General features: G+C 55.0%; 22 protein-coding genes. 12 read left to right on the top strand and 10 right to left on the bottom strand.

Features of this window, described 5'->3' with window-relative positions; translation table 11 throughout:
* Nucleotides 1-476 precede the first annotated feature (476 nt).
* The 5 genes from RT613_RS03535 (at nucleotide 477) to RT613_RS03515 (ending at nucleotide 5,636) form a co-directional block, all read left to right on the top strand.
* On the top strand, nucleotides 477-1,418 hold the full coding sequence (locus tag RT613_RS03535) for a D-ribose ABC transporter substrate-binding protein (RefSeq protein WP_313613029.1): 942 nt from the start codon (nucleotides 477-479) through the stop codon (nucleotides 1,416-1,418).
* Between the two features lie 69 nt (nucleotides 1,419-1,487).
* Complete coding sequence (locus RT613_RS03530; RefSeq protein ID WP_313613027.1) at nucleotides 1,488-2,111, top strand: DUF2291 family protein; 624 nt, start codon at nucleotides 1,488-1,490, stop codon at nucleotides 2,109-2,111.
* Nucleotides 2,108-3,652, top strand: coding sequence for a sugar ABC transporter ATP-binding protein (locus RT613_RS03525; RefSeq protein WP_313613025.1), 1,545 nt, complete (start codon nucleotides 2,108-2,110; stop codon nucleotides 3,650-3,652). The genes RT613_RS03530 and RT613_RS03525 overlap by 4 nt, the downstream gene beginning before the upstream one ends.
* Nucleotides 3,649-4,731, top strand: coding sequence for an ABC transporter permease (locus RT613_RS03520; RefSeq protein ID WP_409558755.1), 1,083 nt, complete (start codon nucleotides 3,649-3,651; stop codon nucleotides 4,729-4,731). The genes RT613_RS03525 and RT613_RS03520 overlap by 4 nt, the downstream gene beginning before the upstream one ends.
* A 95-nt stretch (nucleotides 4,732-4,826) precedes the next feature.
* The gene (locus RT613_RS03515) at nucleotides 4,827-5,636 is read left to right on the top strand and encodes a DeoR/GlpR family DNA-binding transcription regulator (protein WP_313613023.1); all 810 of its coding nucleotides are present in this window, start codon (nucleotides 4,827-4,829) and stop codon (nucleotides 5,634-5,636) included.
* Nucleotides 5,637-5,663: 27 nt separating this feature from the next.
* Here RT613_RS03515 and RT613_RS03510 read toward each other — a convergent pair whose 3' ends face one another.
* Nucleotides 5,664-5,864, bottom strand: a complete 201-nt coding sequence (locus tag RT613_RS03510; RefSeq protein WP_313613021.1) for a hypothetical protein — start codon at nucleotides 5,862-5,864, stop codon at nucleotides 5,664-5,666.
* A gap of 313 nt (nucleotides 5,865-6,177) precedes the next feature.
* On the opposite strand from RT613_RS03510, the gene RT613_RS03505 reads away from it, so the two are divergent.
* From RT613_RS03505 to RT613_RS03475, 7 genes are all read left to right on the top strand, one after another.
* Nucleotides 6,178-7,077, top strand: coding sequence for a LysR family transcriptional regulator (locus RT613_RS03505; protein WP_313613068.1), 900 nt, complete (start codon nucleotides 6,178-6,180; stop codon nucleotides 7,075-7,077).
* A 175-nt stretch (nucleotides 7,078-7,252) separates the two neighbouring features.
* Nucleotides 7,253-8,197, top strand: coding sequence for an ABC transporter permease (locus RT613_RS03500; protein ID WP_313613019.1), 945 nt, complete (start codon nucleotides 7,253-7,255; stop codon nucleotides 8,195-8,197).
* Nucleotides 8,194-9,012, top strand: coding sequence for an ABC transporter permease (locus tag RT613_RS03495; protein WP_313613018.1), 819 nt, complete (start codon nucleotides 8,194-8,196; stop codon nucleotides 9,010-9,012). The genes RT613_RS03500 and RT613_RS03495 overlap by 4 nt, the downstream gene beginning before the upstream one ends.
* Complete coding sequence (locus RT613_RS03490; protein WP_313613017.1) at nucleotides 9,009-10,637, top strand: ABC transporter ATP-binding protein; 1,629 nt, start codon at nucleotides 9,009-9,011, stop codon at nucleotides 10,635-10,637. The genes RT613_RS03495 and RT613_RS03490 overlap by 4 nt, the downstream gene beginning before the upstream one ends.
* Nucleotides 10,638-10,644: 7 nt before the next feature.
* Nucleotides 10,645-11,502, top strand: coding sequence for a serine hydrolase (locus RT613_RS03485; protein WP_409558754.1), 858 nt, complete (start codon nucleotides 10,645-10,647; stop codon nucleotides 11,500-11,502).
* Nucleotides 11,503-11,527: 25 nt separating this feature from the next.
* A complete protein-coding gene (locus RT613_RS03480; RefSeq protein WP_313613014.1) occupies nucleotides 11,528-13,072 on the top strand; it encodes an ABC transporter substrate-binding protein in 1,545 nt (514 codons plus the stop codon).
* A 136-nt stretch (nucleotides 13,073-13,208) separates the two neighbouring features.
* Complete coding sequence (locus RT613_RS03475) at nucleotides 13,209-14,651, top strand: M20 family metallopeptidase (protein WP_313613012.1); 1,443 nt, start codon at nucleotides 13,209-13,211, stop codon at nucleotides 14,649-14,651.
* A gap of 55 nt (nucleotides 14,652-14,706) precedes the next feature.
* On the opposite strand, the gene kdgD is transcribed toward RT613_RS03475, so the two are convergent.
* The 9 genes from kdgD to RT613_RS03430 all read right to left on the bottom strand — a co-directional run bounded on the left by kdgD (nucleotide 14,707) and on the right by RT613_RS03430 (nucleotide 24,363).
* Nucleotides 14,707-15,612 carry a 5-dehydro-4-deoxyglucarate dehydratase gene (kdgD, locus tag RT613_RS03470; RefSeq protein WP_313613011.1) on the bottom strand — a complete coding sequence of 302 codons (906 nt, stop codon included), beginning with the start codon at nucleotides 15,610-15,612 and terminating at the stop codon, nucleotides 14,707-14,709.
* Between the two features lie 73 nt (nucleotides 15,613-15,685).
* On the bottom strand, nucleotides 15,686-16,891 hold the full coding sequence (locus tag RT613_RS03465; protein ID WP_313613010.1) for a pyridoxal phosphate-dependent aminotransferase: 1,206 nt from the start codon (nucleotides 16,889-16,891) through the stop codon (nucleotides 15,686-15,688).
* Between the two features lie 76 nt (nucleotides 16,892-16,967).
* Complete coding sequence (locus RT613_RS03460) at nucleotides 16,968-18,605, bottom strand: hydantoinase B/oxoprolinase family protein (protein WP_313613008.1); 1,638 nt, start codon at nucleotides 18,603-18,605, stop codon at nucleotides 16,968-16,970.
* A 14-nt stretch (nucleotides 18,606-18,619) separates the two neighbouring features.
* Nucleotides 18,620-20,710 carry a hydantoinase/oxoprolinase family protein gene (locus RT613_RS03455; protein ID WP_313613007.1) on the bottom strand — a complete coding sequence of 697 codons (2,091 nt, stop codon included), beginning with the start codon at nucleotides 20,708-20,710 and terminating at the stop codon, nucleotides 18,620-18,622.
* A gap of 181 nt (nucleotides 20,711-20,891) precedes the next feature.
* The gene (locus tag RT613_RS03450; protein ID WP_313613006.1) at nucleotides 20,892-21,734 is read right to left on the bottom strand and encodes a transporter substrate-binding domain-containing protein; all 843 of its coding nucleotides are present in this window, start codon (nucleotides 21,732-21,734) and stop codon (nucleotides 20,892-20,894) included.
* Nucleotides 21,735-21,773: 39 nt separating this feature from the next.
* On the bottom strand, nucleotides 21,774-22,424 hold the full coding sequence (locus tag RT613_RS03445) for an amino acid ABC transporter permease (RefSeq protein WP_313613005.1): 651 nt from the start codon (nucleotides 22,422-22,424) through the stop codon (nucleotides 21,774-21,776).
* A gap of 9 nt (nucleotides 22,425-22,433) precedes the next feature.
* Complete coding sequence (locus RT613_RS03440) at nucleotides 22,434-23,102, bottom strand: amino acid ABC transporter permease (RefSeq protein WP_313613003.1); 669 nt, start codon at nucleotides 23,100-23,102, stop codon at nucleotides 22,434-22,436.
* Nucleotides 23,103-23,112: 10 nt separating this feature from the next.
* Nucleotides 23,113-23,853 (bottom strand): amino acid ABC transporter ATP-binding protein, encoded by a 741-nt coding sequence (locus RT613_RS03435; RefSeq protein WP_409558756.1) that lies wholly within the window; start codon nucleotides 23,851-23,853, stop codon nucleotides 23,113-23,115.
* Nucleotides 23,854-23,889: 36 nt separating this feature from the next.
* Entirely contained in the window at nucleotides 23,890-24,363 is a 474-nt protein-coding gene (locus tag RT613_RS03430; RefSeq protein ID WP_313613001.1) for a RidA family protein, read from the bottom strand.
* Nucleotides 24,364-24,845: the final 482 nt, after the last annotated feature.

Genomic DNA, 24,845 nt, shown 5'->3' with positions numbered 1-24,845 from the left:
ATGTATGTGAATATTTGAGCGCCCGCCTTTTGCAGACGAAACGTAAAATCAGATGTGATGACGAGACAGTGTCAAAGAAGATCGAAACAAAACGAAACCGTCATCGCTCAGCAGGCGATCAAAAGAGGACCAGCCTCTGACGAAGATACACGTTTCTGTTTGCAAACGAACCGGCACAATCCACTCCTCCCAGACGTGGCAACCGCACCAAAGCACTAAGCGGCTTTTGAATGCTTTCGATTTATTTCATTTTATTGAACAAATCGCATGAAACACCAAAGCGTTCAAGTGAATTGTTATCCGCCAGAACTGTAACGAAAGAGATTGCCCCACCCCACATCCTATCAGTGCATTACAATTCATATTTCTTGCCAGAAACCGCAAATATCAAAAACATATTGACATCAAACGAAAGTAATCGATAGTTTAAAACTCGAAAAACCGCTGGAGGGTGGTTTTGACAACGGGAGGTCTCCATGAAACTGACGAAACGTCTTTTGATGTCCGTCGTCGCGCTCGGCATTGCCGGCGCGATGTCCGGCGTGGCTTTAGCTGCCGATACTATTGCAATCATTACACCAAGCCATGACAACCCATTCTTCAAGGCGGAAGCGGACGGCGCTGCAGCCAAGGCAAAAGAACTGGGTTACGGCACCATGATCCTGGTGCATGATGATGACGCGAACAAACAGAACGAGCTGTTCGACAGCGCCATTGCTGCTGGCGTAAAGGCCATCATTCTCGATAATGCTGGCGCCGACGCTTCGGTAGCAGCTGTCCAGAAGGCCAAGGACAAAGGTATTCCTTCATTCCTGATTGATCGTGAAATCACCACGACCGGCGTCGCCGTGTCGCAGATCGTTTCCAACAACTATCAAGGCGCACAGCTCGGCGCGGAAGAATTCGTCAAGCTGATGGGTGAAAAGGGTAACTATGCCGAGCTTCTCGGCAAGGAATCCGACACCAATGCCGGCATTCGTTCGCAGGGTTATCACGACGTGATCGACCAGTATTCGGACATGAAGCTGGTCGCCAAACAGACGGCGAACTGGTCGCAGACCGAAGCTTACACCGTTATGGAATCGATCCTTCAGGCACACCCTGACATCAAGGGCGTGATCTCTGGTAACGACACCATGGCCATGGGCGCTTATGCAGCACTTGAAGCCGCCGGCCGCAAGGATGTTATCGTTGTTGGCTTCGATGGCTCGAACGACGTTCGTGACTCCATCAAGAAGGGCGGCATCAAAGCAACGGTTCTTCAGCCCGCTTACCAGCAGGCGCAGCTGGCTGTTGAACAGGCTGACAAGTTCATCAAGACCGGCTCCACAGGTCTTGAAGAAAAGCAGTTGATGGATTGCATTCTTATCAACGCTGACAATGCCGAAAAGCTCGAGACATTCGCGCTGACGCAGTAAAATCTGCATCGCCATCCGGGGTGTTTGAGCATCCCGGATGTTTGCCCGCTTTTAAAAGTTCGGATCACCATGAAAATCACAACCCTTGTTGCGGTGAGCCTGCTTGCCGTGTCCGTTTCAGGCTGCAAACTGGTCAAGACCAACAAAGACGATGCGACAGGTGCCGCTGCGGACCCGATTGCGGAACTGGTCGAGACGACGTTCGATGCCAAGCTGGTACCGGCACTGTCAGAAAAGGCCGTGGATCTCGCGCAACTTCGTGACGCTATCAAATCCGGTCTCGACAAGGCTGGAGAGAACCATGGTGTAAGAGTTGGCGGCGCTGGCGGCGGCTGGAACTTCGCGGTCAAGGGAACAGCAACCGCTATAGACGAAAACCGCGCATCCAAAGCGGCCGTTGCAGATATCGACATCGATGGTGATGGAAAGGCCGACGCAACCCTACAACTGGGTCCGGTCATCAAGGGTTCGGCCCTGCGCGACACAACAGCACTTTATGACTTCTCCACATTCCGTGACCAGATTGAATATGCCCGCCTCGGCCGCGCTTTGAACGACAAGGCCGTTTCCAAACTGCCCACCGCCGACACGCCGCTAAAGGGTAAAAAAATCAATTTTCTCGGCGCTGTCGTCATTCGCTCCGCAACCGAACAGCCGCTGATCATGCCTGTGTCGATCGAGGTGGCACAATGAGTGCGGTTGCAACAGTGGAACCGCATCCAATCGGCCTGTCCATCCGCAATGGATCAAAAATCTATCCTGGAACCCAGGCACTCAAGAACGTCGATTTTGACCTACGCATGGGCGCGGTCAACGTTCTGGTCGGCGAAAATGGCGCCGGAAAATCAACGCTGATGAAAATCATCGCCGGTGTTGAGCAACTGAATGGCGGCGCGATCGAACTCGATGGCAAACAGGTTGTTTTTGCCGATAAGACGGATGCCGCCAAACATGGCGTTGGCATCGTTTTTCAGGAACTCAACCTGTTCCCCAACCTGACGGTCGCGGAAAACATCTTCGTCGGCCACGAAAAGACCCGTGCGGGTATTCATATCGACAGAGCCGCACAGACCAGCGCCGCCAGAGCACTGATGAAACGGCTTGAGCAGAATATCGATCCCGACACGCCGCTCGGCAATTTGCGGATCGGTCAGCAACAGATTGTCGAGATTGCCAAGGCACTGGCAGAAAATGCCCGCATTCTCATTCTCGACGAGCCAACGTCAGCACTTTCTGCGGCCGAAGTCGAGGTGCTGTTCCGGGTCATCAACGACCTGAAAAAACAGGGCGTCGGTATTGTTTACATCTCGCACCGCCTCGAAGAGTTGATCCGCATTGGTGACTATATAACCGTCCTGCGTGATGGCGTTATCACCGGATCACGTTCGATGAAGGGCGTCGACATTCCCTGGATCGTTGCCAACATGATCGGCAGCGCATCCAAAGAGTTTCCCAAAACCGTTGAGCACGAGCTGGGCGACGAAGTATTTCGTGTTGAAAACATCTGCCTGCCGAGCCCGGCTGGCGGTTATGCCGTTGATCACATGTCGCTGACGGTCAGAGAAGGTGAAATCGTCGGGCTTTATGGCCTGATGGGCGCCGGCCGTTCGGAACTGCTTGAGTGCATCATGGCACAACATCCGAATTCGTCCGGCCAGATGTTTATTTCGGGCAAACCACTCAAGGAAAAAAGTGTCTCCGGTCGCATTCGTCGCGGTCTTGCTCTGATCCCTGAGGATCGCAAACGCGACGGCCTCGTGCAGATCATGACAATCCGGGAAAACCTGACGATGTCGTCTCTTTACGACTTCACGCGCGGGTTTCACCTGAGCCTCAAGGCAGAGGCCGCCAAGGCTGCCGAATTCGTCAAGCGCATGGCAATCAAGATTGCCAGCATGGAACACCCGGTTTCCAGCCTGTCCGGCGGCAACCAGCAAAAGGTCGTCATCGGCAAGGCGCTGATGACGAAACCGAAAATACTGCTGATGGATGAGCCCTCACGCGGCATCGACATTGGCGCCAAGGCGGAAATTTTCCGCACTATGCGGCGCCTGGCCGGCGATGGTTTGGGCATCCTTTTTGTTACATCCGATCTGGAGGAGGTTCTGGCCCTCTCCGATCGCATTCTCGTCATGGCGAATGGCAGGCTGACCGGTCAATTCCCGGCTGGCGCCAACGCAGCGGATGTCGTTTCGGCGGCAACTCCCAATCTTAAAAAGGTTGAAACACTATGAGCAGCATCGACACCTCTGGCACCGTCAAGACCGTCACTGGAGTGTCCACGTCCAGAACCTCTGCATTGCTGCTGCTTTTGCACATGCGGACATTCGTGGCGCTCATTCTGGTGTTCACCTTCTTTGCCATTGCCGCCCCCAACTTCCTCAGCATGGGCAATATGGTGATCATTTCCAAGCACGTTGCGCTGAATGCATTGCTCGCTATCGGAATGACCTTTGTCATCATCGCTGGCGGCATTGACTTGTCGGTCGGCTCGATTGTCGGCCTCTGCGCCATGGTCGCCGGATATCTCGTGCTTTACGGCATTGATCTCGGATTTGTCGGCATAGGCTACAGCCTGCAGTTCAACACAATCGAAATCTGCCTGATCGTGTTGGTGGTCGGTGTCTTTATCGGCTCAATAAACGGGTTCTTGATAACCAAATTGAATGTTGCGCCGTTCATCGCTACCCTCGGCACGCTTTATGTCGCGCGCGGCGCAGCGCTGCTGTTCTCGGAGGGCCGGACATTTCCAAACCTCTCCGGCAATCCGGACTATGGGTCTGACACGTTCCGCATCATTGGTTCCGGCACGTTTCTCAGCTTTCCAGTGTCCGTCTGGATCATGGTTGTTGTGGCGCTCGGCGCTGCCTATCTTGCCAGCCGCACACCACTTGGCAGGCATATCTACGCGGTTGGCGGCAATGAGCGCGGGGCTGCCCTGTCGGGCGTCAACGTCGACCGTATCAAGCTCTTCGTCTACATGTTCTCCGGCCTGTGCGCGGCATTTGTTGGCCTCATCATCTCCTCGCAGCTGCAGGCCAGTCACCCGGCAACGGGAGAGACATTCGAGCTTAATGCCATTGCTGCAGCTGTGCTGGGTGGCACCTCCATGTCCGGTGGTCGTGGCCGTATTGCCGGCACCATCGTGGGCGCTTTCGTCATCGGCATTCTGGCTGACGGGCTTATCATGATGGGGGTTTCATCCTTCTGGCAAACCGTCATCAAGGGTCTTGTGATCATCGCCGCAGTGGTGGTGGATCAGGTCCAGCAGAAGCTGCAGGCCCGTGTCGTGTTGCAGCAGAACGCCAATTGAGGATTTGATGCCGTCTGATCGATACTGTAAGGATCGGATAAAAAGGAATCGAATAATTTCGATTGGTTGCGTTTCAGGAGCTTAGGTACACCCAAATGGAAGCGAAAGACGAGCACGATGCTGCGGAGTCGATGATCGGGCTTCTATCCGAGCCAAGACGTCGCCGTATTCTTGAATGGCTTCAGGAAGAAGGTTCCGCCCGCGTCAGAGAGTTGGCGGCCGCATTCCATGTGTCGGAAGCAACCATCCGCCAGGATCTCGAAAGACTCGAAAACGAAGGCTTCATCACCCGGGAACATGGCGGCGCATACCTGAACACGGCAGCGCCGCAGACCGGCACCATGACCCTGCACCATCAGGAAAATATGGACAAAAAGCGCCGCATTGGCGCGCTGGCCGCAAGCCTCGTCAAGGATGGTGAAACGCTGATCCTCGATGCTGGCACAACAACAACCGAGATCGCCACACGCCTCACCCACCGTCGTGACCTGACCCTGATCACCAATGCGCTCAACATTGCGATTATTCTAGGCTCGGTCCCAACATTTGCCGTGCACATGCCGGGCGGACAGTTCAAATCCCCCACACTTTCGCTTTCGGGTGACAAGTCGGTCGAATATTTCCGCAACATTTTTGCGGGCAAGCTGTTTCTGGCAACAGCTGGCGTGGCACTGGATGCCGGGCTGACCTATCCAAGCTTCGCCGACCTGCAGTTGAAGGAAGCGATGATCAAGGCCGCCGCTCATGTTTATCTCGTTGCGGATTCGACCAAGATCAACAAGTCTTCGTTCACGCGCCTGGGTTCTCTCGACGTGATCCATTCTTTTGTTACCGATGACGGCATTTCCGACCGGGACGCCCGCGAATTTGAAAAACGCGGCATCGAAGTCCTGATCGCGAAGTAAACACCAGAACGCGCTACGTATGTCGGCTCATTGCCGGAAATCCTGCTGCATTTCATCCCACAACAACTGGAATGAGCCAGCATTTGCAAGATCGACCACACGCTCATACCAGTTGCTTTTGTCGCGTCGACCAGCCCAGCCTAAGCAATCGGCAAATTTCATGTTCCTTTTGGCACTGCCCGGTGGTCGCTCGATTGCACCGTCGGCGCGCAAACGCTGGGTTTTCACAACACTCCGTCTTTCACCGCGATCTCCACCTGATACGGCAACCGCTCGTTGCCTGCCATTGAGGCGCATTCGATTAACTGTGCATATGCACTTCGAGCGGAGGGTTGGGAATCTCTAGTATCTGTGAACTGATTGCCTGAAAATATTCCAGCCTAATGCTGACATTCGCACCAATGGAATCTGTCATGACGGTCAACTATGCGCTCATCAGCAATGAACGTGCGCCACTTTCAAAAGTTGCCGTTGCCTTTCTGTGCAGACTGGAAGATTGGATATAAGTCTTGGGCTTTACCTTGAAGGAGTACCGCCAATGATCAGTTTTCGGCAATTGGAGGTTCTCAAAACCCTTCTTGCAACAGGCTCCACCATTGCAACGGCCAAGAGTATGAACCTTAGCCAATCAGGCGTCAGCAGGCTGTTACAACAGCTTGAATCGGACCTGTCTTTGATGCTTTTTGCGCGCGACAAGGGGCGACTTATACCGACGCCCGAAGCACTGATCCTTGCAAAAGACGCCGAAAACGTGCTGCTCGGTATCGAACGGTTTTCCGAACTGGCAGACGATCTACGCACCGGTGTGTCCGGACCAGATCTGGTGCGCGTGGGTCTGCCCAGCAGCATGTGGGAAAATTTCGCACCAGCGGTTCTCGCAGAATATGGCCGCAACTTCCCCAATGTGCGCATCGAAACATTTTTTGAAACAACCACAGCCATCACCCGCATGATCGAGCAGCGTGTCATCGATTTCGGTTTCCTGCGATATGAGGGTGAGATCCCGACAAGCATCACCATGGAGCCCGTTGCGCGTGGCGTCAGCGTCTGTGTCATGCACAAGGATCACCCACTGGCGGCTAAAAAAGAGATCGGCCCAAAGGATTTGCGCGGTGAACCGTTGATCATGCTGGGACGGCAACGACCGCAACGCGTGATGCTCGACAATACGTTCCAGCGCGCAGGCGTACGCCAGAATGTCAGGATCGAAACCCACAGCAACAGCTCGGCATGTGCCTATGCCGCGCATAATCTTGGCGTGGGTATCGTCAGCAGTTTTTATGCGAATCTCTACCCTCACCTGCCGATTGTTCAGCGCCAGTTTGTGCCTGTTGCCACCCAAGAGTTCGGCCTGGCAAAACCAACAGGAGTTCCACCATCACTTGCCACACAGGCACTAATGGACACACTCAAACAACAGATAAATATCTCGCAAAAATAATATTTTACAATAATTTACGATGGTTTTGACCTAACCAAAACCACTGCGACAATATGCATAATCATATGACAAAAACGCATAATATTGCGCATTTTTTCCATATCGCTCATAGTCCCTCAAAATTGGAACAATGGATAGCCGCCTAAAAAACGGCATGTCCAGTTCAGGGGAACATATGCTTCGATTTATCTTAAATCGCCTATTCATGGCGTTGCCGACTGTGCTGATCGTTTCGATCACCGTGTTTGCATTGATCCGTTTCATTCCCGGCGATCCGGCAGCATTGATGCTGGGCGACATGGCTCAGCCAGAGCAGATCGCTGAAATGCGTACCGAGTTGGGCCTGGACAAATCCATGCCGGAACAATTCCTCATCTGGGGGCAGAATGTTCTGGCGGGTGACTTCGGCAAATCCATCGTCAACGACGAACCGGTGCTGGAACTTGTTGTTTCACGCTTCATCGTCAGCGCGGAAATCGTGCTGATTGCGGTCGCGCTTGCCAGCCTGATTGCGGTTCCAGCTGGTGTGATCGCCGCCTGGAAACAAAACAGCATTACCGACCTTGCCCTGGTGGGCACGGCAACGGTGCTGCTTTCCATTCCGACATTCTGGCTCGGTCTGTTGTTACTGCTGTTTTTCGGTCTCAAGCTCGGCTGGTTGCCAGTGCTCGGATATGTCTCCATGTCCGAAAACCTCACGGCTGGCCTGCTTTACATCGTCCTGCCCATCATGACGCTTGTCATTCATGAGGCTGGCGTGCTGATCCGCATGGCCCGCGCATCAACCCTGGAAGTTCTGCGACTGGATTACATCACCCATGCCAGAGCCAAGGGACTGTCCGAAAGCGCCGTCTTGTGGAAACACGCGTTTAAAAATGCCTTTGGTCCCACCTGGACGATGATCGGTCTGATCCTCGGCAATCTGCTTGGCGGCATCGCCGTCATCGAGACCGTTTTCACCATTCCTGGCCTTGGCCGTCTGATGGTCGACAGCATTTTCCAGCGTGATTACCCGGTTATTCAAGGCTGCCTATTGTTCGTCGCCCTCTCCTACGTCGTGGTCAATCTTATCGTTGACCTGCTTTATCCTCTCTTCGATCCGCGCGTGGTGGCCGAATGAAAAAGTTTACATTCAATGCCGTAATCGGCGGAACGCTGATTGCCATTCTCCTGCTTACCGCGTTGATCGGCTCGTTCTGGACACCTTATGATCCGATGAAGCTCAGCTTCACTGCACGTCTGGCCGCGCCGGACGCACATCATTGGCTTGGTACGGATGAATTCGGCCGTGATGTGCTCAGCCGCATCATCGTCGGTGCCCGCGCCAGTGTCTGGATCGGTTTTCTGACTGTCAGCTTTGCCGTGCTCTTCGGCTCACTCATAGGTCTGATCAGTGGTTACGCCCGTGGCTGGGTGGACGGCATCATCATGGCCATCAACAATGCACTGTTGGCCTTTCCCGGCATTTTGCTGGCGCTTGGATTGCTCGCTGTGTTTGGCGCCAACCAATATGGCATCATCTTCGCACTCGGAATTGCTTACACCCCATCCATGGCACGTGTGGTGCGTGGTGCCGTTCTTTCGCTGCGCGAACGGGAATTCATCGAAGCCTCCCGGGTGATGGGCAACAGCGAACTCTTCACGATGTTCCGCCACATCCTGCCCAACTGCATCGCACCGATCACGGTGTTGGCAACATCAATGTTTGGTTGGGCCATTCTGTCAGAAAGCGCACTCAGCTTCCTTGGTCTCGGTGTACCCCCACCGGCGCCAACCTGGGGCAACATGCTGGCCGCTGGCCGTCCCTTCATTGAGCAGGCCGTATGGCTTGGTCTTTTCCCCGGTCTTTGCATCGCACTCACCCTTCTTGGAATCAACCTTCTGGGCGATGCGCTGCGCGACAAACTCGACCCACGCATGAGGGGCCTGAAATGACAGAACAAAATCTCATCAGCGTTCGTGACCTGTCGCTCCAGGTGTCCCATACCGGCATTGAGGTGGTCAAAAAGGTCAGCTTCGACATCAAGCCGGGCGAGATTTTCGGCATCGTTGGCGAAAGCGGTTCGGGTAAGACACTTGCAACCCGTGCCTTGATTTCGCTGCTGCCTCCCGTGGTCAAAGCAACGGGTGGTACGATCCTTTACAAGGGGCGAGATACTCTGACGATGACCGCCAGAGATTTGCGCGCCATGCGTGGTGCGGAAATCGGTGTCGTGTTCCAGGAGCCGATGACCTCGCTCAATCCCTCCATGACCATTGGCAAGCAGCTGGAAGAAGGTCTCATCCTGCACACCACGCTGCCACCAGATGAACGCAAGTCCCGCATTCTCGACATGCTCAAGCGGGTTGGCATTCGTGATCCGCAAGGTGCGCTCACCTCATGGCCACACGAGTTTTCCGGCGGCATGCGCCAGCGCATCATGCTGGCCTCGGTCATGCTTTTGAAGCCTGCCCTGTTGATTGCTGACGAACCGACCACTGCGCTTGACGCGGTGATCCAGCGCGATGTGATGGAGCTGATGGTTGAACTGACCCGAGCCGAAGGCACGGCGGTTCTGCTGATCAGTCACGATTTGCCGATGGTTGCCCGATACACCAGCCGTCTCGTGGTGATGGAAAAAGGCGTCATCGTTGAACAGGGCACCACGGAGGATATCCTCCAGAAACCGCAGCATCCCTATACCAAAAAACTGCTGTCTTCCCTGCCCTTCCGCGCCGAAGCGCGTGTTTTGCCATCTGACGCCAAGGCGATGGTCAGCGCACGCGACATCATTGTCGATTACCCAGGCCGCAAGGGTTTCCTGAAAAAGGCCGCACCGAAACGCGCACTTCACGGCGTCAGCATCGACATTCACGAAGGTGAGGTTGTCGCACTTGTTGGTGGCTCAGGCTCGGGCAAAACCACGCTTGGGCGCACCATCGCCGGACTTGTCAAGGAAAGCAGCGGCCAGATCCTGTTTAATGGTCGCGCGCGAGACGCAGACTGGACCGATTACCGCATGAATTGCCAGATGGTGTTTCAGGACCCCTATTCATCGCTTGATCCACGCATGACCATTCTCTCGCTGGTTGAAGAAGCACTGAGACTGGTGCCCGATATCACCAGTACGGACAAGAAGAAGCGCGCCTATGAAACCCTGGAAGAAGTGGGGCTGAACAGCGACTACGCCTTGCGTTACCCGCACGAGTTGTCCGGCGGTCAGCGCCAACGCGTTGCGATTGCCCGCGCCATTGCCCGCCGCCCTAAATTCCTGATTGCCGACGAGCCGGTTTCGGCCCTCGACGTGACCGTCAGGGCGCAGGTTCTGGACCTCTTTTCCAACCTGCAGAAACGCTACGGCTTTTCGTGCCTGTTCATCAGCCATGATCTTGGTGTTGTCGAACAGGTGGCAGACCGGGTGATCGTGATGCAGGACGGCCGCATCATAGAGCAAGGTGACCGCGACACGATATTCGACACGCCGAAGGAGGCCTACACACGACGTCTCCTTCAGGCAATTCCAGCACTCGACCTCAATGAAGATGGTGGCGTGCAACTGAAATGGCGATTGGAGGCCTGATATGGGCATGAGCATAAACACAGCCAAGGCGGCAACCGCGCTTGATAATATTTGCAATGCGCACACTTTCACCACCCGTTTCATGGTGCGCAATCTTCTGACCGGGGAAACAATCGAACGTGGAGCAGACGAAGAAACACCGTCTGCCAGCACCCGCAAGACCTCCATCATGATGGCGGCATTGAAGGCCGTACATGAGGGTCGCCTCGACCTCAATGAGCAGATTGTCTACGAGCAACGTTTTTCCGAAGAAGTTGCCAGTGGAATGTTCCGTTACCTGACACCGGGTATCGTCATTTCCTTACGTGACGCGATTACCGGCATGATGGTGCTGAGTGACAATGTCTGCACAAAGATGGTGTTCGAGCGACTTCAACTTTCCGAAGTGGACAGCTATTGCAAGTCCATCGGCATGAGCGGTACCCATCACCGTTTCCTCATTCCGCCATTGGCCCTGTCGCCGGATCACACTTTAGCTTCGGTCACGACAACCACGGCACGCGATCAGGCCTTTCTGCTACAAACCATTCTCGACGCACAGACATCGCCGGAAGCGGCAGAATTGCTCGGCTCGTCCATGGAACTGTGTGCCTACGCGCTGCAAACGCTCAAGAACCAGATCCTGCGTTATGCCATTCCTTCCCGCCTGCCATTTGGTACTGTCGTCGCTCACAAAGGCGGCACCGGCAAACGCGGTCGCATGAATGCCGGCATCGTCTACCGCGATGGCGCACCTTTCTACATCATCGCCGCTTTCACCGATCAGGTGCCACAGGCGATGCCGGACGGCACCCCCGGTTACACCGTCTCACTTGAAACCATCGGCAGATTGTCACGGGTCTGCTGGGATGAATTCCAGAAATAAACTCAAACATAAAAGAGGGTAGAACATGAAAAAGATACTGCTTGCAGGCACCGTCCTGCTCACCATGGCCACCATGGCAAATGCCCGCGATATCGTTGTGGCGCAGAGCTCGGATCTGCGTAGCAACAATCCCGGCGTCAACCGCGACGGCAACACCGATGGTGTCATTCTCCACATCGTTGAAGGTCTTGTCGGTTATGCCAACAATGGTGAGGTCAAGCCACTTCTCGCCAAGAGCTTCGAAACCTCCGAAGATGGCCTCACCTATACCTTCACGCTGCGCGACAATGTGAAATTCCACAATGGCAAAACCCTGACCGCCGAAGACGTTGTGTGGAACTGGAACCGTTATATGGACCCAGCCACAAAATGGACCTGTGTCGGTGATTTCGACGGCAGCCGTATCGTTCATGTCACCGGCATCAAGGCCGTGGATGCAACCACCGTCGCCATGACGCTCGAAAAACCTTCAGCGGTTTTCCTTGGTCTGATGTCGCGTCCTGAATGTGGTTATACCGGCATGATCTCGCCAGAATCCGTTGCTTCTGATGGCACCTTCAAAGAGCCAATCGGCACCGGTCCGTTCAAATGGAATGAATGGAAGAAGGGCGAATATATCCGCCTTGCCAAGTTCGACGATTACGTCTCGCCAGAAAATGACGGCAAGGCTGATGGCATGGTCGGCTCGAAACGACCTCTCGTCGATGGCATCAAGTTCATGGTCATTCCCGATGCGTCCACCGTTAAGGCAGGCCTTCAGTCTGGTGTTCTGGATACGGCCGAAATCTCTCCTGATCTGATCCCCGAATTCCAGTCGAACGACAAGACACAGCTAATCGTCTCTCCGAACAACGGCAAGAACCTGTTCTACATCCAGTCCCGCGATCCGGTTCTCAGCAAACCTGGCGTGCGCCGTGCCATGGCCATGGCACTTGATCTCGAACAGCTCGTTGCCGCAGCATCCAACGGTACAGGTCACGCCAACGGTTCGATGGTTGCGGAAGATTCGATCTACTACAGCGACGTCCAGAAAAAGCGCCCTGCCTATGATCTGGAAGCCGTGAAAAAAGAGCTGGCCGACGCCGGTTACAAGGGCGAGCAGATCAACATCATCGCCAACAAGCGCGGCAACGTACCAAGCTTCCCGGCAGCCGTGATGGCGCAGGCCATGATGCAGGCCGCAGGACTCAATGTTCAGATCGAAGTTCTTGATTATGCCACGCAGGTCGATCGTCGTCGTTCAGGCAACTATCAGGTGATTTCGCAGTCGGTCGCACCCCGCCTCGACCCGGCTCTGATGTACAGCTTCTATGTGGGTGACAAGGACAAGAATGCATCACTGATGTGGGACAATCCAAAGGCCATTGAACTGATGAATGCCGCCTATGTCGAAACCGACCAAACCAAACGTCAGGCGATTTTCGATGAATTCCATGAGCTGATGCTGGTCGAAATGCCCGGCATCTTCCTCTACGACATGATCGATGTCTGGGGTGCAACGGCCAAACTCAAGGGTGCTCCGGTGTGGCAGTCCAATGCTCGCCTCTGGGAAGTATCTCTCGACGACTGATGAACGTTTTCAGGGCTGTTGAACAGCTTCAACAGCCCTGAACAGATCCTGTCTTTATGACGCAAGGCAATGGCGGACGGCGGTTCGCCATGCAGGTTTCCTTTTGCCAAAATTTCCCCTTCTGCGAGGACTTAACATGCCCGATACCGCTTCCCTTGCCGCCTTGAACGCGACCATTGATGGTCTTGCTCCCGGTTTTACGGCTCTCAGCGACAGCATCTGGGATTTTGCGGAATTGAAATTCCATGAGCACCGTTCATCCGGGCTTTTGATCGACATGCTCAAGCAGCATGATTTCACCGTTTCGGCAGGTGTTGCCGGTATGGAAACGGCCTTCATCGGAGAATATGGCAGTGGCAAACCGGTCATTGCATTTCTCGGTGAATATGACGCGCTGGCAGATATGAGCCAGGTTGCCGGCGTTGCTGAGCCGCAAGTCGAGGCATCAGGTGCGACGGGCCACGGATGTGGTCACAATCTGCTCGGCAGCGGCTCGCTGCTAGCCGCCATTTCACTGGCAAAACACCTGGCCGAAAACAACCTTCCCGGCACCGTGCGTTATTATGGCTGCCCTGGTGAAGAAGGTGGTTCCGGCAAGACCTTCATGGCGAGAGCCGGTTTGTTTAACGATGTTGATGCCGCCCTGACCTGGCATCCCGCGCCCTTCAACGGTGTACGCTCTACCAATAATCTCGCCGTTCTTGAATATTATTACCGTTTCAAGGGCGTCGCCGCCCACGCCTCCAATGCCGCCCATCTTGGTCGTTCGGCTCTTGATGCTGTGGAACTGATGAATGTCGGCGTCAACTTCCTGCGCGAGCACATGCCGCAGGATTGCCGCGTGCATTACGCCATTACCGATACTGGCGGCAAAGCGGCCAATGTGGTGCAGGCCCGGGCAGAAGTGCTTTATCTGGTTCGCGCGCCTGAGATGTCTCAGGCTCTTGCGCTTGCCGAGCGCGTCAACAAGGTCGCCCATGGTGCAGCCATGATGACGGAAACAGAACTGGAGATCGTTTTTGACTCCGCGTCGACCAATCTTCTGCCCAATCTGACACTTGAGCACGCGATCCATGACAATCTGACCGCACTTGGACCGGTACCCTTCGACGATGCGGACATTGCTTTCGCGCAGAAGATACAGGCAACCTTCACCGACGAAGCGATCAAGAGCAGCATCCGGCTTTACCAGATCAAGGAGGATGTTTTCCTCAATCACAGGGTTGATGGCACACAGCCCTTGCATCTCGGTCTGCGGTCTTTTGAGGGACAATCACATTTCCGCGCCGGGTCAACCGATGTGGGGGATGTCAGCCGTGTCACACCAACCGCACAGTGCTGGGCGCCGGCCTGGGCAATCGGCACCAATCCACATACATGGCAGGTTGTTGCGCAAGGGCGCAGTGCCGGTGCACACAAGGCAATGATCCACGCGGCAAGAGCCATGGCATCAACGGGCCTGGATCTGTTTTCCTCACCTGAACTGCTGGCAAAAGCACGATCGGAATGGGACGAGAAAATGGATGGGCAACCCTATGTCTGCCCCATTCCGCCAAATGTGCACCCTGCTATTGATTAAGGCGACCCATCCATCTCTCAGGGTTGCCTTAAAACAGGCAACCCTGACTGTGTGATCAACGCTTGTACTTTCCGATCAGCGTTTCCATCATGCCCATTTCTTCTGCCGTCAGATCCTGCAACGGCGAACGGACCGGACCGGCATCAAAGCCCTGCAATCTCACGCCTGCCTTGACGGCCGAGACGGCATAACCCTTGGCACGATTACGGATCGCCATGAATGGATAGAAGAAGTCGAGCAAGATCTTTTCGCACTTGGCGCGCTCACCAGCCCGCAGCGCCTTGTAGAACTCGACAGCAAGACCCGGAACAAAGTTGAAAACCGCAGAGGAATAGGTGGTAAAGCCGGCACCGAGATAGGCTTCGGCAAACAGTTCTGCCGTCGGCATGCCACCGAGATAGGTCAGACGGTCGCCCATCTTGGCAGTGATCTGACGCACAAGACCAATATCACCCGTTCCATCCTTGAAGCCAACAAGGTTCGGGCATTCATCGCAAAGCCTTGCCAGCGTATCGGCCTGCAGAACCGAGTTGTCACGGTTATACACCATCACGCCCATGCCGGTTGCCTGGCAGACCGCCTTGATATGGCGATAGAGGCCTTCCTGCGGTGCATCGATCAGGTAATGCGGCAAAAGCAGAATGCCATCAGCACCGACCTTTTCGACCGACCTGGCAATGGAAACGGCGATGTCTGTGCCATAACCGCAACCAGACACAATTGGTGTCTTGCCGGCGGCTTCCTTGGCAACGCGGACAATTTCTGGAATTTCTTCCGGCGTCAGCGAAAAGAATTCGCCTGTGCCGCCAGCCGCAAACAAGGTCGCAGCCTCAAATCCAGACAGCCAGTTGACGTGCTCGGCATAACTCTTTGCATTGAACTTGCCCTGGCTGTCAAAGTGCGTGACCGGGAAGGACAGCAAGCCTGCACCCAGCACATGTTTCAAGTCTTCAGTTTTCATGGTGTAACCTCCTGTTATAGAGGTGCCGCTAAGCGTCACCTCAAGCCTATCTGTTGTTGGGGGATTTTTTGGCTCAAGCGCTCAAGGAGCCGACCATCTGGGCCAGACGATCACAGGCGCTTTCAAGTTCCTGATTGGATGCGGCAATCGACAGGCGAATGAACCCGGGCGCTCCGAAGGCAGCTCCGGGCACACTCGACAGGCCGAAGTCCTGCAGCAGACACGCCGCAAAACCTGTGTCATCGGCGATGACCTGCCCCGCCGCTGTTTTTCGACCAAGCAGTTTTTGAACGCCGATGAAGGCGTAAAATGCGCCATCCGGTGGAATGAAATCGATGCCATCGATTTTGGCCAGGCGCTCGACCATCAAACGCGCGCGGTCTGCAAAAATCTGCGCACCCTTACTGACAAAGGCCTGGTCACCGGTCAGTGCCGCCAACGCCGCTTGTTGTGCAATCGGCGAGACGCAGGACACGCTTTGCGACTGCATCTTGTTGAGCGCAGAAATCAGTGACTTCGGCCCTGCCGCGTAGCCCAGACGCCATCCGGTCATCGCATAGGCCTTCGAGACGCCGTTGACGATCAGCGTCCGTTCACGCAGTTGCGGGCACGCCACGCCGAAAGACACAAATGGCGTGTCCTTCAAAAGCACATGTTCGTAGATCTCGTCGGAAACCACGAGAATATCGGGATATCGAACCAGCACTTCGCCAAGCTGGCGATATTCCTCTTTCGAATAAATCGCACCGGTTGGATTGGAGGGTGAATTCAACATCAGCCAGCGGGTTTTGGGGGTGATAATGGCTTCGAGCTTTGCGGCGGAAATCTTGAAACCGTCCTCAGCCCCGCACTCCACATAGACCGGCACACCACCATGCAATGAAACAATATCGCCATAGGAAACCCAGCACGGTGTCGGAATGATCACTTCATCCCCGGCTTCAAGTGTCGCCAGAAACACATCAAACAGGATCTGTTTGGCCCCATTGGCGATGGTGACTTCGTCGGTTGTGTAATCCAGCCCGTTCTCGGCCTTGAATTTTTGTACAATCGCCTTGCGTAGATTTTCCATGCCGGCCGGCGCGCCGTAACGAATGCCGCCCTTGAGAATGGCATCAATTGCGGCCTTTCTGACATGTTCCGGCGGCTCGAAATCCGGCTCTCCGAGCGAAAGGTCAATGATATCTCGACCTTCCGCAGCCAGCTTTTTTGCAGCCATGGCAATGGCCATGCTCGGGGACGATTTGATGCTTGTAGCGCGCCCGTTTTCGAAACTCATTTCCGATTTCCTTGACCTTGTCTTTGAGCCAGAAACCGGGCGAGGCTGAACTTCTCGCCCGGTTTCTACGGGAGGGTTATTGGGCAATCACGTAGTCGAAGTCGGTGTCGCGTTGGGCAGCATCGGCATCGCGTTTTTCAACTGGGCCATAACCACCGCCACCTGGCAGCTGCAGGATCAGGCGACGACCTCCCGGCACATGCTGGCGTCCCTTTGAAGCAAGGCGTGTACCGTCATCCAGCAGAACCGCACCGGCGGCACCGTTCTCACCACCTTCACGACCGCGCGGTGGATGGTCGATACGGTCGAACATCGCGTTGAAGTGCATTTCGTGACCATCGGTTGGCGAAATCTCGACCACCTGACCGAGACCACCACGGAACTGGCCTGCACCACCGGAACCGTCACGCAGTTCCTTGCGCCAGAAAATGACTGGGCCAACATGTTCCGTTGCCTCAATCGACATGGAATGCACGCCACTTGGAAAAGCGGTTGCGCTGAGACCATCCAGTGTCGAACGAGCGCCTGCACCGCCGCTGTTGAACAGCAGAACTTCAGCGCGCTGGCCACCATCGGCCGGCGCCTTTTCACCTTGCAGCGGACGAACGCTGACATGCAGGTTCCACAGGGCGCCTGCGCCTTCCGCCGGAACGACGCCAGGCAGCATCTTGTGAACTGCGCCAAGCACGGCATCCGGAACAAGATGACCAAGCACATGGCGAACCGAAACCGGAGCCGGATGCTGGGCATTGAGGATGCAATTCGTCGGTGCCGTCATGCGGAATGGTAGCAGCGAGGCGTGGTTGTTCGGGATTTCAGGCGCAATCGAGCATTTCATGCCGTAGCAGGCATAGGCTGCCGAATAGATAATCGGGCAATTGATGCCCTTGGGGCTTGGCGGCGACGTGCCTTCGAAGTCAGCCAGAATATAATCATCCGCAACATCGAGACGCACGGCGATATCGATGGGAGAACCATATCCATCAACCCGCATGACGTTGGAATAAGAACCCTTCGGCAATGCCGCGATACGCTCGATCGTCGCATCATAGCTGCGCTTGAAGATGAATTCGCCCAGCGTTTCGAGGTCGTCGAGCTCGAACTCTTCCATCATGTCCATCAAACGACGATGGCCGATCTCGTTGCAGGCGGCGAGAGAATAGACGTCGCCCACCACCTGATGGCTTTCACGCACGTTGTTGTGCAGGATGTTGACCAGATCCTTGTTGACCTTGCCACGCTCCGCAAATTTCATGATCGGCACGAAGATACCTTCTTCGTAGACTTCGTTGGCATCCGGTCCGAAACCGCGGCCACCGACATCCACCACGTGGGCGGTGCAGGCGAAGTAACCGACCAGCGCTCCATTGCGGAAGCTTGGTGAAACCACGGTAAAGTCGTGCAGGTGGCCTGTGCCTTTCCACGGGTCATTGGTGATGTAGACATCACCTTCGAAAATGTTCTCAGGTCCGATATCGCGGATGAAGTGGCCGACGGCCTCAGCCATGGCGTTAACGTGACCGGGCGTACCGGTCACAGCCTGGGCAATCATCTTGCCGCCGCGGTTGAACACGCCGGCAGACAGATCGCCCGATTCACGCACACTGGTGCTGAATGCGGTACGGATGAGGGTAACAGCCTGTTCTTCCACAACGGAAATGAGGCGGTTCCACATGATCTGCATGTGGACTTCGGAAAGTGCGTTGGTTTTCATGGGTAATCCTCCGTTCAAGCGGTCTGCTTGACGCATACGAGCAGGCAACCATCAGCTTGCATGATGACTTCGCGGCTTGCGGTGATAATGGTCGAGGTTTCGCGTTCGGTGATGACGGCAGGTCCGGCGACCCAGTCGCCAGCCTTCATGTCGCTGCGGGCAACGATCGAGGCTTTCTGGAAGCTGCCTTCCTGCACATCGAAGATCTCACGCACACCAGTTGTCTTGGCGATGCCAGACTTTGCGGTCTTGCCGATGCGGTCTGGGGGAGCAACCTTTGAAGTAGCGCGTAGCGACCAGCTTACGATTTCAACATCGAGACCATCGATGACACGACCGAAGAAGTGTTCGTATTGCTCGTCAAACAGCGTGCGGAACAACGCGCCATCAACGTCAGCGTAGTCACGAACCTCAATGGTAACAGGCACTTCCCAGCCCTGACCGACGTAGCGCATGTAGGCGGTGCATTCGAGCGATGGGTCAGCATCCGGCGCACCGGAGCGCACGAAAGATGTCGCCTCGGCAATCAGATCGGCAATGGTCTGATTGATTGCCTTGGCATCAAAGCGGCTGAGGCGGCTATAGGCACTGCGTACGGATTCGAAACCGAATGGTGCGCGCAGGAAGCCGATGGCCGAACCGACACCAGCGCCCGGCGGGATCAGCAGTTCAGACATGCCGAGCTTTTCGCAAAGACGGGCAGCGTGAATTGGTGCTGCACCACCAAACGCGATCATGGTGAACTCGGAGAGCTCCTTGCCATTTTCCACCGCATGCATACGGGCGGCATTGCTCATGTTCTCATCAACAACTTCGCTGAGACCGTAAGCAGCCGTTGCGATATCCGTTTCGAGCTTGGACGCAATGTCAGTGTCCATGGCCTTGTCGGAGGCCGGACGATCCAGCTTCATGGCACCACCGGCAAATTCGTCTGGGTCAAGACGACCAAGGATCAGATCGGCATCGGTGACAGTCGGGTTGGCACCACCGCGGCCATAGCAGGCAGGGCCTGGTTCGGAACCGGCACTGTGCGGCCCAACACGGATCTGGCGCATGCTGTCGATGGTTGCGATGGAGCCGCCACCGGCACCGATTTCAACCATTTCAATGACGGGAATGGAGATCGGCATGCCGCTGCCCTTCTTGAAGCGCCAGGTGCGGGCAACTTCGAAGGTCTTGGATGTCTTGGGCGTCTGTTTTTCGATCAGGCAAATCTTTGCCGTCGTGCCACCCATGTCGTAGGACAGAACCTGATCAAGGCCATAGCTGCTGGCGATATGCGCTGCGAAGATCGCACCGCCGGCCGGGCCGGATTCCAACAGACGGACTGGGAAGTCGATGGCGCTTTCAACGCTGATGATGCCGCCACCGGAATGTATCATGAAAACAGGGCAACGTGTGCCTTCTTCGGTCAAGCGTCCAACAAGACGGTTGAGGTAAGAAGCCATCAGTGGCTTGACGAACGCATTGGCGCAAACCGTGTTGAAACGCTGGAATTCGCGCATCTGCGGCGAGACTTCAGACGAAATCGACACCGAAATATCCGGTTTCTTGGCCAACAGTCGTTCACGCACGACCTTTTCATGGGCGCCATTCAGGTAGGAATGGATGAAACCGATGGCGACACTGTCATAACCGGTCGCAATGATACGGTCGCAAAGCGCATCGACTTCCTCAAGATCAAGCGCTTTCAGCACTGAACCGTCAGCACCGATACGCTCATCGATCACGAAACGCTCGTTACGCGGCACCAGCGGCGCAGGTAAAACGATGTTGAGATCATATTGTTCGAAACGGCTTTCGGTGCGCATTTCGATGACGTCGCGGAAGCCCTTGGTGGTGATGAAAGCCGTGCGGGCACCACGTCGCTCGATCAGCGCGTTGGTTGCCAGTGTCGTGCCATGGATGATCGTGTCGATTTCGGAAAGGTCGACACCGGCGACCTCAGCCACCTGTCGGATACCCTTGACGATCGCGTTTTCGGGATAGGAATAATCGGTCAACACTTTGATCGAATGGAGCGTGATGCCTACCTCCATCGCAACGTCGGTGAAGGTGCCACCGATATCGACACCGACCCTGATCTGCTTGCCATCTTTCGCCATTTTATAACTCATGCTCCGTAAGTGAGCTATTGCTGTGGCCTGCGCGGGAAAGCTCAAATTTCGACGTGCAGCGACCGGTCCCCCACCCGCACAATCAGGCGGAGGTCAAAAGCTCTTCAATTGTTGAGATTCTGGTGTTCTGCGCGGCGGCCTTGGCGGCCGCGCAGATATTTCTAGCTTATTACTTGCCGGTAAAATCGACGCCCGGCAGGGTCGTTGGCAGTTTGGCGCGGTCGACGCCAATCCATTTTTTGTAGACTGCATCAAGCGAACCATCAGCAGTGTGGCGGGTTACGAAGTCGGTCAGGAAATCCAGCATTTCCTGGTCGCCCTTGCGCACTGCCATGCCCTGAAAATTGTCAGCGACCTTGTACTTGCGGTCGAACTGCGCATCGTAGCCGGCCTGTTTGATCACCAGACCATAGGTAATGCTGCCGACAATGGCGTCAACCTGACCCGACAGCAGTGCCTGAACCGTTGTTGCGTCGTCATCGAAACGCTTGATCTCGGTGTTTGCAGGCGCAACCTTGACCAGCAGTGGGTCGAAGGCGCTGCCACGGTTCACGCCGATCACGTATTTGCCGAGATCTTCGTTGGCAGCAATCGCTGCGTCCTTTTTACCCCAGACGGTAATGTCGTTAGAGGAATAAGGAATAACGTACTGAATGACCTTGGCGCGTTCCTCGGTAATTGTCATCGAAGGAACGAGGAAATCGACATTGCCGTTGACCAACAGCGGGATGCGGTTCTGGCCGGTAATACGCTCAAACTTGACGTCAACGCCAAGTTCAGTGGCGATCATCTTGGCAATTTCGATATCGAAACCGTCATTCTGGCCCTTCGGATCAATGAAGCCCCATGGAAACTGATCCATCTGGACACCAATCGTTGCTGTGCCCTTTGCCTTGATCTCTTCAGGCGTCACAGCCAGCGCGGCCGTTGCGAACGAAGTCGCAGCGAGAAGCACTGCGGTGAACCCGCCGATGGCTTTCGAACGCGAAAGGGTCAATGCTGTATTGAACATGTTGTCACCTCTGGTTGGTTTTTGTCATGTGTTCTTGTTTTACCGCGCGGCGTTGAGACGCCGTTCGATCCGTGCACTGCAATAGGTCAGTGGTATGCAGATTAAGAAGTAGATGAGTGCAACAGCGCCGTAGACCTGCAGCGGCTGAAACGTGATGTTGGACATCAACTGACCGGAGCGGGTCAGCTCCGTCAGACCAAGAAGTGCTGCGAGCGCCGTACCCTTGATCAGATTGACAAGGAAGCTGATGGTCGCTGGCAGACCGATGCGAAATGCCTGGGGCAGGACAACATCGACCATACGGTGCACATAACCGATACCGAGTGCACGCGCCGCTTCACTCTGGCCATCAGGAACGGCCTGAATGCTGCCGCGCCAGATTTCACCCAGAAATGCACTGGTGTGAAGCGAAAGGCCGATTGTCAGTGCCACCCATACGTCGACCTTCAGCCCCAACAGCGGCAAGCCGAAATAAACGAAGAACAATTGCACCAGCAGCGGTGTACCCTGGAAGATCTGGATATAGGTTGCAGTCAGAATACGGAGTGATTTCCACTTGCTGGTGCGGCCAAGAGCCACGGCAAGTCCAAGGGCACCTCCAGCGGTAAAGGCCAGCAGCGACAGGACCACCGTCCAACGCGCACCTTCCAGCAGGAACAGGAACTCTCCCCAACCAAATTGACGGATCATCGCACTGCCTCACTTTACCGGATAGGAGAAATACACTCGGCCAATTGCACCGAGAGCGATGGAAAAGAACTGCGACAGCGTCAGATAGATAACCCCAAGGGTGAGATAAATCTCGAAGCTGCGGAAGGTCTGTGCGTCCAGCGTCTGAGCGAAATAGGTGAGCTCTTCTGCCGAGACCGAAGACATCAAACTGGAGTTCAACATCATCAGAATGAACTGGCTGCACAGCGCGGGGTAAACTGCCCGGATCGCTGGCCGAAAGATCACGAAGCGATAGATATCAAGCGTATGCATGCCAAGCGCCCTGCCCGCCTCGATCTGGCCGGGGCGAATGGACTGCACGCCACCTCGCACGATCTCCGCTGCATAGGCGGCGCAGTTCAGCGTCATGGCCAATATCGCGGCCTGCTCTCCGCTCAACCGGATGCCAAGCGCCGGCATGCCGAAGAAGACAAAGAACACCTGAACCAGGATCGGCGTATTGCGGATCAGCTCGATGTAACCGATGGCGATTGTCCGCAAGGCCGGCTGTTTGCTCATCCGCATCAGCATGAACACGATGCCAAGGCTGAGGCCGAAGACCATCGAAAGGGACGACATCTTCAAGGTGCCGATCACACCGCCAACAAGTGTCGGCCAGGCGGCAAAGACGGGTTCGAAATCAAATGTATAGTTCATCGGTCACCCCTCAGTGGTTGAGGATCTGGCTGAGGAACGTTCTGGTACGCTCATGGGCCGGATTGCTGAAGAACGTATCCGGGCTGGCGCTTTCGATGATCTCGCCGCGGTCCATGAAGATGACTCGGTGTGCGACAGCACGGGCAAACCCCATTTCATGGGTCACGCAGATCATGGTGATGCCGTCATCGGCCAGCGAAATCATCGTATCGAGCACTTCCTTGACCATTTCCGGGTCAAGCGCCGAGGTCGGTTCATCAAACAGCATGATCTTGGGGTCCATGCACAACGCCCGGGCAATGGCCACGCGCTGCTGCTGACCGCCGGAAAGCTGTGCGGGATATTTTTTGGCCTGTTCTGCAATATGCACCCGCTCAAGATGGCGCATTGCCTTGTCGCGTGCCTCGGCAACCGGTGTTTTGCGCACACGGCGCTGCGCCAGCATACAGTTTTCAAGAACGGTCAGGTGCGGAAACAGGTTGAACTGTTGAAAAACCATGCCGACATCGCGGCGAATGTGGTCTGCATTGTTTCCCTTCTGGCTAAGTTCAGTGCCATTGACGGAAATCTTGCCCTGTTGGATTTCCTCAAGATGATTGATGCAACGGATCAAGGTGGACTTTCCAGATCCTGACGGGCCGCATAGAACGATGTGTTCGCCCCGCGCCACATTAAGGTCGATGCCCTTCAGCACCTGGAGTGTCCCGTACCATTTGTTGACGCCGGTCATCTCAATGGCTTTTTCCGACATGCTGGTCCCATTCATGGCCAGTTCCCCTTTTTGTTGTCAGGCTTCAGGTGCAATTTCGAATATGGCGTCGATCTCGACCGACGAACCGCGCGGCAAGGATCCGGCACCGAGTGCAGTGCGGACATGGCGACCCTTGTCTCCAAAGATCTCGACGAGCAGATCAGAAGCGCCATCAATGACGGCCGGATGCCCCTTGAAGTCGGGCACGGAATTCACGAAGCCGCGCAATTGGACACAGGCAACGAGACGATCAAGATCACCGTTCAGGGCAGCGTTGACACGCGCCACGAGGTTGAGTGCGCAAAGACGGGAGGCCTTGTAACCATCTTCCGGCGAAATATCCTTGCCGACCACACCAACGTAATGCTCGACACCATCAATCCTTGGAATCTGTCCAGAAATGAACAGCAGATTTCCCACCAGCCTGTGAGAGATGTAGTTACCTGAAGCCGGGGCAACCGAAGGCAATACGATACCCAGCTCTGTGAGACGTTCGGAGACGGCACCCATAGCAGCTTTCCATTTTATTTTTTGAGCGCGCAGTGTTGCGCGAACCATGTTCCCGGAGCCAATCGCCAACCTTTTTCTACATGCAATCGGTCGTCAGCTCGCTTTTTCTGGAGTAGAGCATTATTGAAATAGTACCTCTTGTCAACAAAAAACAAAGAGATAGTACCTCTTGAAATTTAAATGAATTCAAATTCTAAAAGCCATTGTTTTTACAGCGTTTTAATGATGATACTCCATAACCATCAGCGGTTATCAACGTTATCTTTCAAAAAATATTCTTGAGAAAAACGCAAAATTGTTGATCGCAAAGACGGCCAAAACACCCCTTCAACCTCAGAGTGCGCACTCTCAAAAGTGGAAACCGCACAAAAGAGGTAGCATCACTTAGCGAAGTAATGCTATCTTGTTGCCTGCAACGGATATGAGCCGAAACGGCACGAGACAGTTACGGGTGATTTTTGGATACTTTGACGGGCCGAACC

The sequence above is a fragment of the Agrobacterium sp. genome (assembly GCF_032092815.1).
Classification (GTDB): domain Bacteria; phylum Pseudomonadota; class Alphaproteobacteria; order Rhizobiales; family Rhizobiaceae; genus Agrobacterium.
This window is presented reverse-complemented; position numbering and strand designations above follow the sequence as displayed.

Bases quoted from the DNA above. Each gene is read 5' to 3' on its own strand.
- RT613_RS03535 (WP_313613029.1), top strand. From the start codon at position 477: ATGAAACTGACGAAACGTCTTTTGATGTCCGTCGTCGCGCTCGGCATT.
- RT613_RS03530 (WP_313613027.1), top strand. From the start codon at position 1,488: ATGAAAATCACAACCCTTGTTGCGGTGAGCCTGCTTGCCGTGTCCGTT.
- RT613_RS03525 (WP_313613025.1), top strand. From the start codon at position 2,108: ATGAGTGCGGTTGCAACAGTGGAACCGCATCCAATCGGCCTGTCCATC.
- RT613_RS03520 (WP_409558755.1), top strand. From the start codon at position 3,649: ATGAGCAGCATCGACACCTCTGGCACCGTCAAGACCGTCACTGGAGTG.
- RT613_RS03515 (WP_313613023.1), top strand. From the start codon at position 4,827: ATGGAAGCGAAAGACGAGCACGATGCTGCGGAGTCGATGATCGGGCTT.
- RT613_RS03500 (WP_313613019.1), top strand. From the start codon at position 7,253: ATGCTTCGATTTATCTTAAATCGCCTATTCATGGCGTTGCCGACTGTG.
- RT613_RS03495 (WP_313613018.1), top strand. From the start codon at position 8,194: ATGAAAAAGTTTACATTCAATGCCGTAATCGGCGGAACGCTGATTGCC.
- RT613_RS03490 (WP_313613017.1), top strand. From the start codon at position 9,009: ATGACAGAACAAAATCTCATCAGCGTTCGTGACCTGTCGCTCCAGGTG.
- RT613_RS03485 (WP_409558754.1), top strand. From the start codon at position 10,645: ATGAGCATAAACACAGCCAAGGCGGCAACCGCGCTTGATAATATTTGC.
- RT613_RS03480 (WP_313613014.1), top strand. From the start codon at position 11,528: ATGAAAAAGATACTGCTTGCAGGCACCGTCCTGCTCACCATGGCCACC.
- RT613_RS03475 (WP_313613012.1), top strand. From the start codon at position 13,209: ATGCCCGATACCGCTTCCCTTGCCGCCTTGAACGCGACCATTGATGGT.
- kdgD (WP_313613011.1), bottom strand. From the start codon at position 15,612: ATGAAAACTGAAGACTTGAAACATGTGCTGGGTGCAGGCTTGCTGTCC.
- RT613_RS03465 (WP_313613010.1), bottom strand. From the start codon at position 16,891: ATGAGTTTCGAAAACGGGCGCGCTACAAGCATCAAATCGTCCCCGAGC.
- RT613_RS03460 (WP_313613008.1), bottom strand. From the start codon at position 18,605: ATGAAAACCAACGCACTTTCCGAAGTCCACATGCAGATCATGTGGAAC.
- RT613_RS03455 (WP_313613007.1), bottom strand. From the start codon at position 20,710: ATGGCGAAAGATGGCAAGCAGATCAGGGTCGGTGTCGATATCGGTGGC.
- RT613_RS03450 (WP_313613006.1), bottom strand. From the start codon at position 21,734: ATGTTCAATACAGCATTGACCCTTTCGCGTTCGAAAGCCATCGGCGGG.
- RT613_RS03445 (WP_313613005.1), bottom strand. From the start codon at position 22,424: ATGATCCGTCAATTTGGTTGGGGAGAGTTCCTGTTCCTGCTGGAAGGT.
- RT613_RS03440 (WP_313613003.1), bottom strand. From the start codon at position 23,102: ATGAACTATACATTTGATTTCGAACCCGTCTTTGCCGCCTGGCCGACA.
- RT613_RS03435 (WP_409558756.1), bottom strand. From the start codon at position 23,853: ATGTCGGAAAAAGCCATTGAGATGACCGGCGTCAACAAATGGTACGGG.
- RT613_RS03430 (WP_313613001.1), bottom strand. From the start codon at position 24,363: ATGGGTGCCGTCTCCGAACGTCTCACAGAGCTGGGTATCGTATTGCCT.